We start from the raw sequence: 18,214 nt of genomic DNA on the forward strand, positions 1-18,214 counted from the left end.
TTTGCTTATGGGCGCAGTTGCCAGACCGCACCTCTTTCTTAGCAAATCAAAAGGAGTGTTTATAACCTACGCATAACTATAAGTTTTCGGGAACCCCCAGCCTAGCTGGGGGTTTTCTTTTAACCAAAAAAGCCCGCCGGAGCGGGCCTTCAACACATGTAGGGCTCTACGCTTCTTCGCCTCCGTTGAGCTCCATGCGGAACTTGCGCGACAGGCGGAACACCACGACCTTGCGCGGAGGCAGGGTGATGGATTCGTCGGTCTGGGGATTGCGCCCCTTGCGGGCGTTCTTGTCGTAGGCTTCAAACTTGCCGAAACCGCTGATCAGAAGCGCGTCGTCCTTTTTAATGGCCTGCTTCATCAGCGACAGCAGATTTTCCACGATGTTCTTTACTTCCGCGCGATTGCGGCCGAGATTCTTGTCATTGTACACCGCTTCCACAATGTCTGCTTTGGTAAGAGCCTTGTTCATGGGTTCCTCCTGCCACTCCTTCCTGAACACGGATTACTTTTCCAGGTACGAAGCCACCTTGGCGGCCATGTCCTGCATAGCCGCGGCGTCGGGATACTTCCCCTGCTCCCAGGCGCCGAGACCGTCCCCGTCGAATCGGGGGATGATGTGCCAATGGATATGAAACATGGTCTGCCCGGCGGACAATCCGTTATTCTGCATGACATTGAACCCCGAAGCTCCGGTAGCACCCATCACGGCGGCGCCCACCTTCTTCAAAGCTGAAAATACCGCAGGCGCAAGTTCACAGGGAACATGAAGCATGTCCTTGTAATGCGCCTTGGGAATAACCAGCGTATGCCCGGGATGGACAGGAGAAAGATCCAGAAACGCCAGGACACTATCATCCTCGTATACTTTCGCGCAGGGGATTTCCCCTTTGGCAATAAGGCAGAAAATACACTTTTCTTCAGACATGACAGCACAGACCTCCAGAAACCTCCCGTGTTTTTAACACGGGGGATACCTTGTCATCCTAAACGCAAGCGATTAGAACATCAAGAGCTTTTCTTCCGAGGCAAAAAAATGTCGAAAATTCCTCACCATATTTCCGCCAATAGCCCCCGGAACGTCTGTTTCCCCGTCGGCGGGGGGCAATACGGATCAGGGCGCATCTTTCCGGTTTTTCTGCCTTTTCTGGGCTGTCCGGGCAAATGCGTCTACTGCGCCCAGGACAGGCAGACCGGCCGGGAAAGTTCGGGAGCACAAGAAATTGCCGCTGAAGCCAGACAACGACTGGAAAGCCTGCCCCCCTGCGGGGAGGGCGAAGAGCGGGAACTCGCCTTTTACGGCGGCACCTTCACGGCCCTGCCCGAAGCCGACAGGTCCTTCTGCCTCGCCCTGCTGCGGGATATGCGCAAAAGCTTGCGCATCACGCGCGCCCGATGCTCCACCAGGCCCGACGCACTTTCCCCCGCCGTGCTCGAAGAGCTCGTCCGCGCCGGAATCGGGCTTGTGGAACTCGGCATACAGAGCTTCGACGACAGAGCCCTCACCCTTTCCCGACGCGGCTACCAGAAGCAGGACGCCCTGCTCGGCTGCCGGGCCGTGGCCGAAGCCGGGCTCAGGCTCGGCATACAGCTTCTTCCCGGCATGCCCGGAAGCACTCCGGAGGTTTTTCTCGCCGACGTGGAAAAGGCGCTTACCCTCTCCCCCGCGTGCCTGCGCTTCTATCCCTGCCTCGTGCCGGAAGGAACGGCGCTCGCGCGCTGGTTCTGCGAAGGGCGGTACCGGCCCTGGACGCTGGAAGAAACCGTCCGCACCCTGGGGACGGCCCTGAATATGGCCTGGCAGGCGCGCGTGCCCGTCATACGGCTCTCCGTAGCCCCGGAACCCTCCTTCGACAAGGCGCTTCTCGCCGGGCCGCGCCACCCGGCCCTCGGCGCTCTCATTCAGGCCGAAGCCCTGCTCATTGCCGTGAAAAACGCGGCGGATACCCTGAGCAGAAGGCCGGAAGGCCTGGTACTCCCACGCTTCTGCCAAGGCTTTCTCTACGGAGACAGAGGAGCGTTAAAGGAGCGCTGGCGCAAGCTCGATCTGGGGCCGGAGCGTATCCGCTTCGACGAGACGGCGCACGACGCGACGCTTTTCTGAGAAAGATCCTGTCGTCTGTCCCTCAGCATCCCATACAGGTCAAAAAAGGCAGAGGCCGGTTTTCGGCAAAAGCCGCACAGGTCAGCCGACTTCATGGCCTCAGCGGGGCCGGCTTCCGGGAAGAATCGCCCGAAACCTGCTCTTTTTCCCTTCCGGGGCTTGACGCTCCCCCCTTTTGACGTATGTTCCTTGACGGCGGGCCTCTTCCCTCCAAATTCCTATTCTGCGAGCGTTCTATGGGCAAGGATCTCATTATCGTGGAGTCACCGGCCAAGGTGAAGACCATCAAGAAATTTCTGGGCAGCAAATACATGGTGCAGGCCAGCGTAGGCCATATCCGCGACCTTCCCCCCAGAGAAATCGGCGTGGACGAAGCCCACGACTTCGCCCCTCATTATGAGATCATCAAGGGCAAGGAAAAGGTCGTCCGCGACCTGCAGGACGCGGCATCCAAGGCCGACACCGTCTACCTCGCCCCCGACCCCGACCGGGAGGGCGAGGCCATTGCCTGGCACATTGCCGAAGTCATCAAAAACAAAGCGAAGAACATCAAGCGGATACAGTTCAATGAAATCACGGCCCGGGCCGTGAAGAACGCACTCGACAACCCGCACGATATCAACCCCGACCTGTTCAACGCCCAGCAGGCCCGCCGCGTTCTCGACCGCCTCGTGGGCTACAAGATCTCCCCCCTGCTGTGGAAAACCGTGAAACGGGGTATTTCCGCGGGACGTGTACAGTCCGTGGCGCTGCGCCTCATCGTGGAAAGAGAGGAGGAGCGCCTCGCCTTTGTACCGGAAGAGTTCTGGACCTTCCGCGCCCTTCTCGCCGGGGCCACCCCCCCGCCCTTCAGGGCGGAGCTTGCCAAGGTGGAAACGAATTTCGCCAAGACACTGAAGCAGCTTTCCGGCGAAGGGGCCGAAAGCAAGGCCGCCCGCAAGATACTCATTGCCAGCAAGGCCGCCGCCGACGCCATGGAACAGGCCATGGCCGGGCAGCCCTTCGTGGTCGATCAGGTGGAAGAAAAGGAGCGCGCCCGCAACCCCCTGCCGCCCTTCACCACCTCCACGCTTCAGCAGACGGCCAACCAGCGCATTGGTTTTACCTCCAAACGCACCATGGCCACGGCCCAGCGCCTTTACGAAGGTATCGAACTCGGGGAAAAAGGCACCACTGCGCTCATCACCTACATGCGTACCGACTCCGTGCGCATTGCCGACGAGGCGAAGAAAAGCGCGGCCGATTATATAGAAGCGCGATTCGGCAAGGAGTATATGGCTCCCGGCGGCAAAGGCCGTTCCTTCAAGGGCAAGACGAGCGCGCAGGACGCCCACGAAGCCATACGCCCCGTGGATGTCGCGCTCACTCCTCAGGACGTGAAGGAGTTCCTCTCTTCCGACCAGTACCGCCTCTACAACCTCATCTGGTGCCGCTTCGTTGCCTCGCAAATGGCCGCAGCTACTTACCACGACACTTCCGTTAGTCTCACCTGCGGTCCCGGACAGTGGAAAGCCAAAGGCGAAAGGCTGCTCTTCCCGGGCTTTCTCGCCGTCATGCCCCGCACAAGCGAGGAAGAGGAAAGCGCGCTTCCGCCCCTGCGTGAGGGAGAAGTCGTCACCCTGCAGAAGCTGGAAAAGGAGCAGAAGTTCACGCAGCCTTCGCCGCGCTACACCGAAGCATCCCTGGTGCGGGAACTGGAAGAAAAGGGTATAGGCCGCCCCTCCACCTATGCCACCATCATCTCCACCATTCAGGAACGCGAATATGTGCGCCTGGAAGACAAGCACTTCATTCCCACAGACCTCGGCAACGTGGTCTGTTCCCAGCTGCGCGACCACTTCAAAAAACTCATGGACGTGGGCTTCACCGCCGAAATGGAAAGCAATCTCGACAAGGTGGCCGACGGGGAAATGGGCTGGGTGGATCTTATGAAGGGATTTTCCCGGGAATTCAACCCCACATTGGAAGCGGCGGCCAAAAACATGGCCCCCGTCAAGGGCGGGCTCACCACCGACGTGCCCTGCCCGGAATGCGGCAAACCGCTGGTTATCAAATTCGGCAAGAGCGGGGAGTTCCTGGCCTGCACCGGATACCCGGAATGTCGCTATACCACCAACTTCACCCGCGATGAAAAAGGGCGCATCACACCCAAGGAGCGGCAGAAGGAAGAGCATAAAAAGGTGGGCACCTGCCCCAAATGCGGGGGCGACGTCATCCTCAAGCAGGCACGCACGGGCAGCCGCTTTTTAAGTTGCGCCAACTACCCCAAGTGCGACTATGCCGCCCCCTTCTCCACGGGCGTGGCCTGTCCCAAGTGCGGCAAAGGCATGCTGGTGGAAAAAAGCTCCCGCAAGGGCAAGCTGTTCTACTCATGCGACCAGTACCCCCAGTGCGACTACGCCGTGTGGGACTGGCCTGTGGCCGAAACCTGCCCGGAATGCGGCTCGCCCGTGCTAGTCATCAAAACGACCCGGGCACGCGGCCGCCACATAGCCTGCCCCAACCCAAAATGTCGCTATGCGCGGGAACTCAATGAGGAATAAAGGCTCAGGCCTTTCCTTTTCAGGATGCCTACGGGCATCCTTTTTTTGCGGTTCAAAACCGTCCCGGCCACTTTTCCGGCAAAGCCCCCGCCTCGCGTGCCACAGTGCCGTGGGGAAAACATGCCCCGGCACGGGAAAACTTTCCCGGAAAGGCCGATCCGGTGGACAAAATTTCATAAAACCTTACCCTGAGAAACGGATATGCCCATCTTTCTCAGCGGGCCGGTCTGTCCCCCGCAAAAGGAGGCTTTGCCGTGAACACTTCCTACTGCGCCACTGTTTCCCAGAGCACCAATCCGATAGCAACGCACGGCATGGTGACTTCCCCCAACCATCTGGCCACGCAGGCCGGGCTGGATATTCTGCGCCGGGGGGGCAACGCTGTGGATGCCGCCATTGCCGCCGCCGTCTCCCTGGCCGTAGTCTACCCGCACATGTGCACGCCCGGAGGCGACAACTTCTGGCTCATCTACAACGCGAAAACAGGCGAACTTCTGGGGCTGAACGCCAGCGGCCGGGCAGGAAAAAAGGCCGATATCGACTTCTATACCGTGCGGGGGGTCAAAAAAATCCCCGCACACGGCTACCTCGCGGCCAATACCGTGCCCGGCGCGGTATCCGGTTGGGATGAAGCCTACCGCTTCAGCAAAACGGCCCTGGGCACAGCCATACCCTGGAAAGCACTGTTCGCCTCCGCCCTAAGTTATGCCGTCGAAGGCTTTCCGGTAAGCACCTCCTTCGCACGCTGGCTTGCGATAAATACCGACACCGAAGGCCTGGCGACGCGACGCCTTCAGCGCTTCCCGGAATTTGCCCGCGTGTTCATGAAAGACGGCAGGCGTCCTTCCGTGGGCGATATCTTCCGACAGCCCGACCTTGCGCGCACTCTGGAAAAAATTGCGGAAAAAGGCGCGGCGGAATTTTATACCGGCAGTATTGCCGAAAGGATCACGGATGACCTGGCAGAACACGACGGTCTGCTTTCCTTGGAGGATTTTGCCGCACATAAGGCAGACTGGGTGACCCCCATCCATGTCGACTATCGCGACCTTACGGCCTGCAACCTGCCTCCCAACACGCAGGGCATGACCTCTCTGGAACTTCTGAACATTCTCAACAACTTCGATATCAATGCCATGGGCGAGGGCAGCGCAGACTATTACCATGTCCTGATCGAAGCCACCAAGGAAGCCCTGATCGACCGTGATCTCTATCTCTCCGACCCGGATTTTGTTTCCATCCCGCTCGATGAGCTGCTCTCCAAGGAGCACGGCAAGGCGCAGGCTGCGCGCATACGCATGGACAGGGCGGCAGGCCCCCTGTCCCCTCTCGACCCCAAGGGCGACACCGTGTGGCTGGGCGTGGTGGATGGGGACGGCAACGCCGTCTCCCTCATCCAGAGCATCTACCACGATTTCGGCTCCGGCATCGTGGCAAAAGATACCGGCGTGCTGCTCCAGAACCGGGGGAGCTTCTTTTCCCTCGACCCGGCGCACGTCAACTGCCTCATGCCGGGCAAGCGCACCCTGCATACCCTGAACCCGGCCATGCTGTTGAAAAACGGCCGGCCCTTCCTTGTCTACGGCACCATGGGCGGCGAAGGACAGCCGCAGACACAGGCCGCCATAGTAACGCGCGTGGTGGATTTCGGCCTGACGCCGCAGGAAGCCGTTACTGCCCCGCGCTGGCTCTACGGACGCACCTGGGGATCAACTTCCAATAACGTGAAGCTGGAAGGCCGTATCCCTGCCGCCGTTGCGGAGGAGCTCGCGCGGCGCGGCCATCCCGTCCAGAACGTACAGGATTACACCGATATCATGGGCCATGCCGGGGCCATTCTCGTCAATCCTGAAAAAGGCATTCTCCAGGGGGCGTCCGACCCGAGAAGCGACGGGCTCGCCGCAGGGTACTGAAGCTCCCGCCCGGCTTCATGCGACGGCAGGGCTGCCCGTCTCAGGCGCTCTGCCGTCGCGGAAGGGCACTTTCGGCCGGAGCGCTCATACATGTAGCAGAAACAACACAGAGCTACAGCTCAACACCCTCATTCCTGTTCCGGGAAGAGGAACGGCCGGATTTCATGCCTTCAAGGGTATCGCCCAGTTCACGCATGGCGTCGTCCATCTTCCGGCCGAGCTTCTCCCCGAGGTCCGCAGCGCTGTCCTTGGCGTCGTCCCATGCGCGGGCGACCTTGCTTCTCGCGTCCGACTTCTTCAGCTGTTCAAGGGTACGTGATCCGAGCCCGCTCAGCTTCTCCCCCAGTGCGCGCATGCGCTCCCGCGTCACCTTCCCGTCCACAAAGGCTTCCTCCACAAGGGGCAGGACCCTTTCCTGATAATCCCTTGCATTGTACAGACTGCGCAGGGCAAGAAGACCGCCGTATTCCGCCGCGCTTATTTCCTCACTGTCCCGAAGGGAAGCTTCCCGGTACTGATTGACGCCAAGAGCTATGCAGGCCGCTGCCAGCAGAACGATCATGAGATTCCTGATCATGGTTTTCTCCTTCTGAATACGCTGTCGGGCGTTGTGCATTGCAAAAAATATAGGCGGCAGATGGGCACACAGGCCGGGCAACGCCGGCCCCTGTTCCTTTTTTCCAGAAAACGCCCATAACCGCAAGCAACGCTTCCTTTCTTCCCCCTATACTCTCTTATATTCCAGCACACAGCCATAATGGATGCCGTCTTCGCGTATGTGCACGACTACGGGGTACACCTCCACACCGCACTCCACGGCCTCATGCAGGGCCTCGGCGTATGCAGAATCCACATAATCTGCGGCGGAAAAACAGGCCCCGTCCGGACGCTGTATAATATAGAGCATAGCCGCGCGCTCCCCTGCGGCGCGTATTTCCATAAGCGTGCGAAGATGCTTTGCTCCGCGGACAGTCACAGCATCGGGAAAGGCGGCAGCCCCGTCTTCCACCAGCGTGACGTTCTTGCACTCCACCCAGAGATCGGGCAGACCTTCCCCACGAAAAACCCCGTCCAGACGACTTTCCCCGCGCACAGCCTCGCGCCTGAGCGTGGTATAGCCCTCCGCCCACGGAAGAAGGCCAGACTCAAACAGGGCGGAAAGCAGGCGGTTGGGCACGGAGGTATTCACCCCCACCCAGAAAAAGCCCCCTCTGTCCGGCAGCCCCAGGGCCTCCACCGTCCAGGACAGCTTGCGGGCCGGATTGGAGGCCGGAGAAAGCAGTACCGGAGAGCCGGGCCGCAAAAGCCCCAGCATGGTGCCGGTATTGTTGGTATGAGCGGCCACTTCCCGGCCGTCAAGTTCCACAAAAACGAAAAAACGCTTCTCGCGGCGCAGCAGACGGGCCACACGGCAGGGCCCCGGATATCGCAAAACCGGTTCACTCATCAATTTACAGACCTTTGTGAAGCTGATAAAGATTTAACCATCTTGGGAAACCTTGCGCGCCTTTCACTGCCAACAGGAAGAACATATCCATGAACTTTGCCGAGAGAATGAAAAAGATCAAGCCCTCCGCCACCCTTGCCGTTAATGCCAAAGCCCTTGAACTCAAGGCCAAAGGCATAAAGGTCACCAGCCTGGCCGTGGGCGAACCCGATGCTCCCACCCCGCTTCATATCTGCGAGGCCGCCAAAAAGGCCATAGACGAAAATTTCACCAAATACACGCCCGTTCCCGGTATTATGGAAATCCGTCAGGGCGTCTGCCACTATTTCCAGCGCCAGTATCATGTGACGGCAAAACCGGAAAACGTCATACTCACCACGGGCGGCAAGCAGTCTCTGGCCAACACCCTGTTCGTCATGCTCAACGACGGCGACGACGTGCTGCTCCCCTCCCCCTACTGGACGAGCTACCCCGACCTCATCCGCATCGCGGGCGGCAATCCCGTGCTTGTGCCCGCCTCCTCCGCCAAGGGCTTCCGCATCGACGTTTCCGACCTTGAAAAGGCCGTAACGCCCAGAACCCGCATGATGATACTCAACACGCCCTCCAACCCCACGGGCGTGGCCTATACGCAGGCGGAAGTGGACGCCATGGTGAAGTGGTGCCTTGACCACGATATCTTCGTGCTGGCCGACGAAATCTACGATCAGCTCGTGTACGACGGCGCCCCCGTGAGCGCCTCCGGCTGGTGGGAAAAATATCCCGACAAGCTTGCCATACTCAACGGCCTCTCCAAGGCTTTCTCCATGCCCGGCTGGCGCGTGGGCTACACCCTGGGCCATGCGGATCTCATCAAGGAATGCTCCAAGCTCCAGGGGCAGATGACTTCGCATATGTGCTCCATAGCCCAGAAGGCCGGCGTGGCCGCGCTGGACGGCTCCTACGACTGCGTGGAAGAGATGCGTCAGTCCTTCCTCCGCCGCCGCGACCTCGCCATGGCAGAAATTTCCACATGGCCGGGCGTGGTATGCGCAAAGCCCGGCGGGGCCTTCTACCTCTTCCCCGACGTGAGCGCCCTGTTCACCAAGGATATGCCCGACGGCACGGCCGTGTGCACTCTGCTTCTGGAAAAGGCCCGCGTGGCCTGCGTGCCCGGCGAGGCCTTCGGCGACAAGAACTGCATCCGACTTTCCTATGCCGTTTCCGATGATATCCTCATGGATGCGCTGCATCGCATGAAGGAAGCCCTTTACCACTAAACCTTATCGAGATGGTGCGCTTATGACTCAGGCAAAACTTGATTGGGCCCATGCCTGGCTGGGCGGCGTTTCCGACCGCCCCTCCGACGACTCCTCCTTTATCGAAAAACTCAAGCAGGAGCTGCCGGTTCTGCCCTTCCTGGCACTTCCTTTTGCGGAAGACCTCATCCATCAGCTGGAAATCCATGAAGAATTCCTGCGCAGCTTCAAGCACATGCTGCTGCTCGGCATCGGCGGCTCGGCCCTCGGTCCCCGCGCCCTTCAGCGCGCCTTTGCTCCCGGGCAGGATCGCCCCAATTACGACGGCCCCAGCCTGTGGATAGCCGACAACGTACATCCTGAATGGCTCCAGGAACATCTGGACAACCTCGTTCCGGAAGATACGCTGGTCGTGGTCGTCAGCAAATCCGGCGGCACCATTGAAACCATAGCCCAATACCTCATCGTGCTGCCCTGGCTTCAGACCAAACTGCCCGGCACATGGCAGGAACATCTCTTCATAGTCACCGACGCCAACAAAGGCTTCCTGCGCGACGAGGTGGACAAGTACGCCTTGCGCTCCCTGCCCGTTCCGGACAATCTCGGCGGCCGCTACTCCGTGCTTTCCGCCGTGGGCATGGTCCCCGCCGTGTTCCTCGGCATGGACTGGAAGGGCCTCATCCAGGGCGCCATTTCCGTAGGCCGCCCGCTGGCCGAGAATCCCGACACCCTGCTTGAGCATCCTTCATGGAAGCTGGCCCGCTGGGCGTATCAGATGTCGGAAGCCGGCAAGAGCCAGGTGATCTACTTCTGTTACATCCCGGCCTGGTCCACCTTCGGCCCGTGGTTCTGCCAGCTCTGGGCCGAAAGCCTCGGCAAAGACGGCAAGGGTACCATGCCCATCCCGGCCACCGGCGTCACAGACCAGCATTCCCTGCTTCAGATGTTCCTGGACGGCCCCAAGGACAAGATCTGTCTCTTCGTCAGCTCTCCCGCCAACAAGGATATCCTGCCCATGCCCGCCAAGCTCCCCGAACAGTGGCAGTACCTCAAGGGGCACACCTTCGGCGATATCCTTGAAGCGGAAACGCTGGCCACCCGCGCAACCCTGGCTCAGAAGGACGTGCCCGTCGTGCACCTCGACATGCCCGACGAAAGCGCCTACTCCGCCGGCAAAATGATGATGCTTCTGGAAGCGGCCACCATCTTCACCGGCTGGCTCATGGGTATCAATCCCGTGGATCAGCCCGCCGTGGAAAACGGCAAGAAGCTCGCCCGCGCCCGCCTCGGCATGCCCGGCTCGGAAGAAGACGCCTCGCGCCTTGCCATGTTCACCGCCATTGCCTCGAAAAACATGGAATTCTAAACAATGATCTGAAACGCGGCGTTCTCTGGGACGCCGCAGAATACTACTTCTTTACCGTGGAAAGGCTCCGGCTCCGCACCGCGCGGGGCCGGAGCCTGACGGCAAAAAGGGCGCCCGTTCCATGAGGAAGGAGAGATATCTCCGCAGTCCCCGGACGCCCCGGAAAGCCTCCCTTTTCCATGCGCCGGAGCCCGGAAGGTTCCGCCAATCCGTTTCCGAAGGGACATGTTATGGATGACGCAAGTCAGAACGGCGCAGATAACAAGCTGCCGTTCAACCTGGCAAAATTCTTCTCCTACATTTCGCTGGTGCTGATCCTCATTTCCAGCGTCATCCTTACGCTCTTCATCGGCCGCACCATGAACAGCTCCGTGCTGGAAAGCCAGCAGGAATACGCGCTGCTCCTTGCGGACAACATCAATCGCCAGATATTCCGCAAATTCACCCTTCCCGTCACCTACGCCTCGGGGCGCGTCGCCCTTTCCAATCCGGCGCAGTACAAGCTGCTCGACGAAGTCATACAGTCGCAGCTGCACGGGCTTCAGCTCTCCAGCGTGCGCCTTTTCGACGATCATTATACCATTCTCTATTCTACAGACCCGCGCGAAGTGCGCCGCACCGACCTGTACACCGCAGGCATCCCTCTGGTATTCGAAGGCAAGCCCCATCATTTCGACGTCATTTCTTCCATCCCCTACACGCAGGCACTGGTGACGCCAAACCTCAAGGACGGCACCTTCCTTCTGCGCACCATCTTCCCGCTCACCATAGACGCCGACTTTCAGGGCCTGCGCCTGCGCGGTCAGCCCGTGCCCGTGCTGGGCGTGCTGGAAATCGTGCAGGACATGACGCCCCAGTACCGGGGAACCATACGCTCCCAGTGGCTCATCATCGGGGGATTTCTCGTTTCCACCCTCATTCTTTTCTTCCTGCTGCATTTTGTGGCCCGCAAGGCAGAATTCACCCTGAGCCGCCGCATGGCCCGCAACCGCCAGCTTGAGGCACAGCTCCATCAGGCGGAAAAACTGGCCAGCATGGGCCGCATGGTGGCTTCCATTGCCCATGAGATACGAAACCCCCTGGGTATCATCCGTTCCAGCTCCGAATTTCTTATCCGCCGCCACAAAACGGAAGACGCCACCACCCAGGCCATGCTTTCCGCCATTTACGATGAATCCTGCCGCCTGGGTACCACGGTCAACGACTTTCTGGACTATGCACGTCCCCGCCAGCCGCGGAAGGACAACGTGAATATTCAGGATGTGCTCAACAAGGCCATGGCCTTCCTCGGCGGGGAGTTTCAGCGCCAGGGAATAGAAATACACACAAACCTTTCCCCATCCCTCATCATCCTGGGCGACCCCGACCTTCTGTACCGCGCCTTCTACAATATCCTCGCCAATGCGCAGCAGGCCATGCAGGGCCCGGGACAGATCTTCATCGACAGCGCCCTGCCCGCCGACGGGCAGATCACGCTCACCTTTCGCGACACGGGACCGGGCTTTGCCGAAGACACGCTGGACAAGGTCATGGATCCGTTCTTCACCACCAAGGACAACGGAACAGGCCTCGGCCTGCCTATCGTGCAGGCTATCATTGACTCCCACGGCGGCAGTATGAAACTTGCCAACGCCCCGCAGGGCGGAGCGCTCATCACCGTCCGCTTCCCCACAGAGAATACTTCAACCGAACAAGGAAGCTCCCATGAGTGACATATCCCATATTCTCGTCATTGATGATGAAAAAAACTATCTCATCGTCATGGAGGCGCTGCTCAAGGACGCGGGCTATGAGGTTACGGCGCTCAACGACCCGGAAATGGCCCTGCACTTTCTGGATGAATCGGAAGTGGACGTAGTCATCACCGACATGAAAATGCCCAAGCTCACCGGCAAGGAAGTGCTGCAGCGCATCAAGAAATCCTGGCCCGACCTGCCCGTGCTCATCATGACGGCCTTCGGCAGTATTGAAAGCGCGGTGGAAGCCATGCGCTACGGGGCCTTCGACTATATTACCAAGCCCTTTGCCAACGATGAACTTCTGCTTTCCGTGCACAACGCCGTGGAGCTTTCCAAAGCTCACCGGCAGTACAAGCTGCTTCAGGAATCGCTGGAAGAGCGCTATCGCACGCACCACATCATCGGCAAATCCAAGGCGATCAGGAACACCCTCTCCATCGTGGACAGGGTGGCCGTGAGCCGCTCCACCGTGCTCATCACCGGCGAGTCGGGCACGGGCAAGGAGCTGGTGGCCCGGGCCATACACTTCAGCTCCCCGCGCAAGGAAGGGCCTTTCGTTTCCGTCAACTGCATGGCCTTCAACTCCGGCGTGCTGGAAAGCGAGCTTTTCGGGCATGAAAAAGGCTCCTTTACCGGGGCCGTGGCCACGCGCCGCGGGCGCTTCGAGCAGGCCGATCACGGCACGCTTTTCCTCGACGAAGTGGGCGAACTCAGCATGGATCTTCAGGTCAAGCTTCTGCGCGTGCTTCAGGAGAGGGTATTCGAGCGTGTGGGCGGCACGGAACCCATCAGCGTGGATATCCGCGTGGTGGCGGCCACCAACCGCGATCTTTCCAAAATGGTGGAGGAAGGCACCTTCCGCGAAGACCTCTTCTACCGCCTCAACGTGGTGCAGATCCCCATCCCTCCCCTGCGAGAAAGGAGGGAGGACATTCCCCTGCTCATCGCCCACTTCACGGAAAAGATCGCCGAGGACAACGGCATCCCCGCCAAGAGCTTCAGCACCGAGGCGCAGAACTACCTCACAGGATACGAATGGCCCGGCAACATACGCCAGCTTCAGAACGTGCTGGAAGGCTGCATGGTCATGGTGCCCGGCCCGGTCATCGGCGTGGACGACCTGCCCCCGGAAATACGCGGCGAGGAATCGCAGTTCAAAAGCGCCGTAGACCTTCTGCCTGTGGAGCTCAACCTGGCCGATACGCTGGACCGCATAGAAGCAGCGCTCATCAAGCGCGCCCTGGTACGCGCCGACTTCGTCCAGGCCCATGCTGCGGAGCTTCTCGGCATATCCCGCAGCCTCATGCAGTACAAGCTGAAAAAATACAACATTACCGGACATTGATACGGGATATACGCTATCCTGGCGGGCGCGCATGCGCCCGCTTTTTTATTGCCCCGCACGCCTCTTCCTTTCACAGAGAAATCTCCCGGAACAGATATCCGTCCCCAAAGCCTTATATCCGCGCACGGTGAAGGCATATTTTCCCTTACTCACCGCATGTATCCCCCTTACCATAGCGGCCCGCAGGAAAACTCCGCCGCCGAAGCGGCTTCCGCAACAAGAAAGCATGAGGGCAACCTCACAGCGGAAGCTTCTGCCTGCCTGCTCGTTGAAAAACGGGAAAAAATCTTCTAGCCTGTATCTACCCTGTATTCTGCGATGCCGGTATGTCCCGGCAAGTGCTCCCATCGAGGTCTCCATGCAAGAACAGTTCCTTGAACTTATCACCGCCTTTCTTGACGAAGCCGGCATCAAACGCACCGTCACCCCCGGAGAAAACCCCGTTTCCGTCTCTCTGGGGGACATGGCCTTCCATATCGGCCTGTTCGAATCCCATCGCGCCATCATCATGCAGGCCATTGCGGGCGTGCTTCCCTCCTCAAATGGTGAAGCCTTCTGCATGGAACTTCTGCGTATGAACTCCCTGTTCCGGGGGACGCGGGGCGCGACACTCGGCCTTGAAGGCGACGCCGTCACCCTGCAAAGCTTCATTCCTTTGGACGGCCTCAGCAAGGAAACCTTCATCGCCCGGGCCGTCGCCTTTCTCGAAGCTCTGCTTGCCGTCATGGAAGACTTCGACAACATCGCGCGCCGGTCGGAAACAGAAAAAACGGAGACTCTCGAATCAGACCTGCTCAACATGCAGAACATGCTCCGCATCTGACACCGCTTTCTCAGGCACACAGTCTCAAAAAAATAGTACTCGATTCACGGCGAAAAAACGAAAATTTCAGGAAGACGGAGGAGCCCCCAGCATATCTTCAGGAAAAAAACGTATCGCTCCTCACCTGTATCCTGTTCCCCCCATATCCAGGAGGTATCCATGCCCGTCAATCTGCAACAACTTCAATCTCTCGTCGGCGTCAGCAGCCTTTCCGAAATTAAAATCAACGATTCCGGCCAGCTGGAAAAGAGAAGCGGTATCAGGGCCTTTTTTGCCAAAATAGGCGACTTCTTTCAGGGACTCAGCGCAAGCGGACGGGCGGCCATAGCGGCGCGCAATGAAGCCGTCGTCCTTGCCATGCATCAGGCCGTGAATGAGGCCCGCGCCGATCCCCAGCCTCAGGCACAGCAGCTGCATCAAAGGCTCAGCGCCGTGACCGCCGACCTCACGAGGGCGGCGGAAAAATCCAAACAGGCGGCCATAGACGACATACGGAACGGCCTGCGCGGCGATAAAAAAATCAAAGCTCTCCCCACGAGCGCGAAACAGGCTCTGGAAAGCGCTCTCTCGACCATGATCCAAAACACTCCTGCGCCCGAGTGGTCGGCACGTGTGGCATCGCTGAAAAACTACTTTCTCGAGCAGCTCCCCCCCGGTGCGGATATCGACGCGGGGCTGCAAGGTTTCAAAACAAAACTCATACAGGATTTTCTCACCCCGGAGGAACAGAATAATATAGGCGCCAACGGTATACATAACTCCTTCAACAAAGATGCCGTCCGCCACACCATAAAGCAGATAGGCGATACCGCCATGGAGGAAAATCAGCCTCTCGATTATTATGAAACAGCCTTCAGAAATATTGTGGGCGAAGAGCACAAGGAGCTTCTGCCCTTTCTTTCCATGATGGCCTCACAGGCCGGAATGGACGGCTCGCTGGAATTTCTGCCGGTACAAGCAGGTGTGGCAAGGCCTTCTTTGGCCATGTACTTTACAGAATACGGCCTCATGCCCATAAATTCCAAACATGGCGTTTCCCTTTCCCGGGATGGCGACGATCTCCTCATTTCAAGCCGGTTCAGTGTGGGATTCAACAGTATAGATGAGATTTCCCGGAATCAATTCAATACGGAAAGCGCCCTCACCTTCAAAGGTACGGCCACCTTGCGCGTGCACCTCAGTACCCCGCCTTCCACACATACGGTAAACGGCAAAACCGTACTGGTACCGCACATAACCATGGAATCGGGAGAGATGAGCTTTACCACAACGCAGGGTGCCGAACAACCGTGAGTGCATGATTCATAAAGCGTGACACCAGAAGACTCCTTCCAGAAAAAACCGGGGGGGCCCTATAGGGCGGCATAACTTCCGCCCCATATCGGAAGCCGGATAAGAAGGAACAGTAACGCGCCCCTTTCCCCATTCTGTTCAGGAACAGGCGGAAAACTTCCCTTTTCCGCCTGTTCCTTTTCTTTGCTCCATCCCATGCCTCGACAACTACCAGGTTACGGGCAAGGCCGCACTCCCCGTATTCCACAGCCACACTCCTTTTCCGCACTGCCCGCCGCTGAATCGCTCCCTCTCCGGAGCATGTTCTTCTCTCCTTGCATTTCCCCGGAAAAAATATTCCCCCTGTACCGGAAAGCTTATGTCTCCGCCCAGTGCTTTTTGGGTCACTCACGACATGGCTTCATGAAATAAAAATTTTTCGTGTTTCACATGAAACATACCCCGTCGCTCTTCGCTGTTTCACGTGAAACACTCCTTGCTTTTCGCCATTTCAGCGTTTATGTAAGAAAAGACATTGGGAAAGGAGCATTATCTTGGCCAGAATCATTGCTGTCGCCAACCAGAAAGGCGGCGTGGGCAAAACCACCACGTCGGTCAATCTTTCCGCCTCTCTGGCTATCATGGAAAACCGCGTTCTTCTGGTGGACTGCGACCCGCAGGCAAATTCCACCAGTTCTCTGGGCTTCGACCAGCAGAATCTTCATCGCAACCTTTATACGGCGCTCTGCGGTACCTCCACACTGGAAGAAACGCTGCTCCCCACGGCAACGCCCTACCTCACCCTGCTCCCTTCCTCCACCGACCTTGTGGGCATAGAACTGGAGCTGGTGGACAAAATGGCGCGGGAATTCTATCTCGCCGACCTCCTGGGCCAGATAGCCGACAATTACGACTACATCATCCTCGACTGCCCGCCTTCCCTCGGCCTCATCACCATCAACACGCTGTGCGCCGCGCATGAAATCCTCATTCCCCTGCAATGCGAATTCTTTGCCCTGGAGGGCATCGTCAAGCTGCTGCACACCTATGAACAGGTACGCAAACGCCTGAACCGGGATCTGCAGATCCTGGGCGTGCTGCTCACCATGTACGATTCCCGCAACAAGCTGGCGCGCCAGGTCAAAGCCGAAGCGGAACGCTGCTTTCCCAAACACATGTTTGAAACCGTCATTCCCCGCAACGTGCGCCTTTCCGAAGCGCCCAGCCACGGCAAGTCCATCCTGCATTACGACATAAAATCCAAAGGCGCGGAAGCGTATCTGGAACTCGCCCGCGAGGTCGTCCACAAAACGGCCCGGCCCTGACGGGAACGGGGAGCTTCCCCAAACACAGCGCCTCCCGGCGCATCGGCCGAGAGGGAAAGTGCCCGAAGCGCCGTGACGCTTCGGGCAGAACCACGGCAATTTTCCACTTCCCGCCTGTGTGCAGGCATCTATGACCATGAAACAGAGCTACAGGCTCTCTGTGAGGAAAGCATGAATATTCCCGAACGCGGGCTCGGCCGAGGCCTCAGCTCCCTTCTCAGCTCCGCCTCGGAAAGCGGAAATGAGGAAACAAGAAAGCTCGCCCTTACCCAGCTTGTCCCGGGCAAGCACCAGCCCAGAAAACACTTTGACAACAGCGCCCTTGCCGAGCTTGCCGCCTCCCTGAAAAATCAGGGCGTCATACAGCCCCTTCTGGTACGCCTTCTGCCGGGCATGCCCCAGCGCTATGAAATCGTGGCCGGGGAACGTCGCTGGCGTGCCGCACGTATGGCCGGGCTGACGGAAGTTCCCGTCATCGTCACGGAATACGACGACAAGGAAGCCATGACTGTTGCCCTGGTGGAAAACCTCCAGCGGGAAGACCTGAACCCCATGGAAGAAGCCGAAGCCCTGCAGGCCCTGCGCGAAGCCCACGGTCTGAGCCAGGAGGCGCTGGCCGAGCAGCTCGGCAAAAGCCGCTCCGCCGTGGCCAACAGCCTGCGCCTGCTTCAGCTTCCCCCTTCCATGCGGGACTCCCTCGCCCGGGGCGAGATCAGCGCGGGGCATGCCCGCGCCCTGCTCTCCGTGCCCGACGATGCCCTGCGAGAACAGCTCCATTCCGCCATTCTGGAGCATCACCTCTCCGTGCGCGAGGCGGAAAGCGCGGCCGATACCTGCAAACGAAGCGGCAGGCTGCCGGACAAGCTTTCCCCGCAAACAGGAAAGAATACGCCGCGCGCCTCCCGCTCTCCCCGCCCTCAGATCATCAAAGACCTGCAAGCGCTCCTGCGCCGAAACAGCGGCACAAAAGCCACCATCAGCGGCAACGAACAACAGGGCCGTATACAAATCCCCTATGCCAGCCCGGAAGAGCTGGCCCGGATTCTGGAAATGCTGGGGCTGAAAGACGACGAAGCCTGAAAAGGAAACGATACTGAAC

At 59.0% G+C, this 18,214-nt stretch carries 15 protein-coding genes; 11 read left to right on the top strand and 4 right to left on the bottom strand.

All coding sequences use genetic code 11. From position 1 onward, the window contains the following. Window positions 1-166: 166 nt before the first annotated feature. Window positions 167-472: an integration host factor subunit alpha gene (locus K8W16_RS08950; RefSeq protein WP_304122804.1), complete on the bottom strand. Its 306-nt coding sequence runs from the start codon at window positions 470-472 to the stop codon at window positions 167-169. 33 nt (window positions 473-505) lie between these two features. Continuing rightward, window positions 506-928: an HIT family protein gene (locus K8W16_RS08955; protein ID WP_304122805.1), complete on the bottom strand. Its 423-nt coding sequence runs from the start codon at window positions 926-928 to the stop codon at window positions 506-508. Between the two features lie 108 nt (window positions 929-1,036). Here K8W16_RS08955 and K8W16_RS08960 point away from each other — a divergent pair, with 108 nt between their 5' ends. From K8W16_RS08960 to ggt, 3 genes are all read left to right on the top strand, one after another. Next, complete coding sequence (locus K8W16_RS08960; RefSeq protein WP_304122806.1) at window positions 1,037-2,104, top strand: elongator complex protein 3; 1,068 nt, start codon at window positions 1,037-1,039, stop codon at window positions 2,102-2,104. Between the two features lie 236 nt (window positions 2,105-2,340). After that, window positions 2,341-4,647, top strand: a complete 2,307-nt coding sequence (topA, locus tag K8W16_RS08965) for a type I DNA topoisomerase (RefSeq protein ID WP_304122807.1) — start codon at window positions 2,341-2,343, stop codon at window positions 4,645-4,647. Between the two features lie 254 nt (window positions 4,648-4,901). Beyond that, a complete protein-coding gene (gene ggt / locus K8W16_RS08970; RefSeq protein ID WP_304122808.1) occupies window positions 4,902-6,560 on the top strand; it encodes a gamma-glutamyltransferase in 1,659 nt (552 codons plus the stop codon). Between the two features lie 112 nt (window positions 6,561-6,672). Here ggt and K8W16_RS08975 read toward each other — a convergent pair whose 3' ends face one another. Together K8W16_RS08975 and sfsA are read right to left on the bottom strand one after the other, a co-directional pair. Continuing rightward, complete coding sequence (locus K8W16_RS08975; protein ID WP_304122809.1) at window positions 6,673-7,137, bottom strand: hypothetical protein; 465 nt, start codon at window positions 7,135-7,137, stop codon at window positions 6,673-6,675. 147 nt (window positions 7,138-7,284) lie between these two features. Then, window positions 7,285-7,968, bottom strand: a complete 684-nt coding sequence (sfsA, locus tag K8W16_RS08980) for a DNA/RNA nuclease SfsA (protein ID WP_369694467.1) — start codon at window positions 7,966-7,968, stop codon at window positions 7,285-7,287. Window positions 7,969-8,096: 128 nt separating this feature from the next. On the opposite strand from sfsA, the gene K8W16_RS08985 reads away from it, so the two are divergent. From K8W16_RS08985 to K8W16_RS09020, 8 genes are all read left to right on the top strand, one after another. Beyond that, the gene (locus K8W16_RS08985; protein ID WP_304122811.1) at window positions 8,097-9,266 is read left to right on the top strand and encodes a pyridoxal phosphate-dependent aminotransferase; all 1,170 of its coding nucleotides are present in this window, start codon (window positions 8,097-8,099) and stop codon (window positions 9,264-9,266) included. Window positions 9,267-9,288: 22 nt separating this feature from the next. Beyond that, entirely contained in the window at window positions 9,289-10,611 is a 1,323-nt protein-coding gene (locus K8W16_RS08990; protein WP_304122812.1) for a glucose-6-phosphate isomerase, read from the top strand. Window positions 10,612-10,841: 230 nt separating this feature from the next. Beyond that, window positions 10,842-12,323: a sensor histidine kinase gene (locus K8W16_RS08995; protein WP_304122813.1), complete on the top strand. Its 1,482-nt coding sequence runs from the start codon at window positions 10,842-10,844 to the stop codon at window positions 12,321-12,323. After that, window positions 12,316-13,695: a sigma-54 dependent transcriptional regulator gene (locus K8W16_RS09000; RefSeq protein WP_294559661.1), complete on the top strand. Its 1,380-nt coding sequence runs from the start codon at window positions 12,316-12,318 to the stop codon at window positions 13,693-13,695. The genes K8W16_RS08995 and K8W16_RS09000 overlap by 8 nt, the downstream gene beginning before the upstream one ends. 358 nt (window positions 13,696-14,053) lie before the next feature. After that, window positions 14,054-14,518, top strand: coding sequence for a type III secretion system chaperone (locus tag K8W16_RS09005; protein ID WP_304122814.1), 465 nt, complete (start codon window positions 14,054-14,056; stop codon window positions 14,516-14,518). 159 nt (window positions 14,519-14,677) lie between these two features. After that, window positions 14,678-15,811 (top strand): hypothetical protein, encoded by a 1,134-nt coding sequence (locus K8W16_RS09010; protein ID WP_304122815.1) that lies wholly within the window; start codon window positions 14,678-14,680, stop codon window positions 15,809-15,811. Between the two features lie 533 nt (window positions 15,812-16,344). Then, window positions 16,345-17,115, top strand: coding sequence for a ParA family protein (locus K8W16_RS09015; protein WP_304122816.1), 771 nt, complete (start codon window positions 16,345-16,347; stop codon window positions 17,113-17,115). Window positions 17,116-17,286: 171 nt separating this feature from the next. Further along, a complete protein-coding gene (locus K8W16_RS09020) occupies window positions 17,287-18,195 on the top strand; it encodes a ParB/RepB/Spo0J family partition protein (RefSeq protein ID WP_304122817.1) in 909 nt (302 codons plus the stop codon). The last annotated feature ends 19 nt before the right edge of the window (window positions 18,196-18,214 follow it).

It is taken from the genome of Mailhella massiliensis (assembly GCF_020741395.1).
Taxonomy (GTDB): domain Bacteria; phylum Desulfobacterota; class Desulfovibrionia; order Desulfovibrionales; family Desulfovibrionaceae; genus Mailhella; species Mailhella massiliensis_A.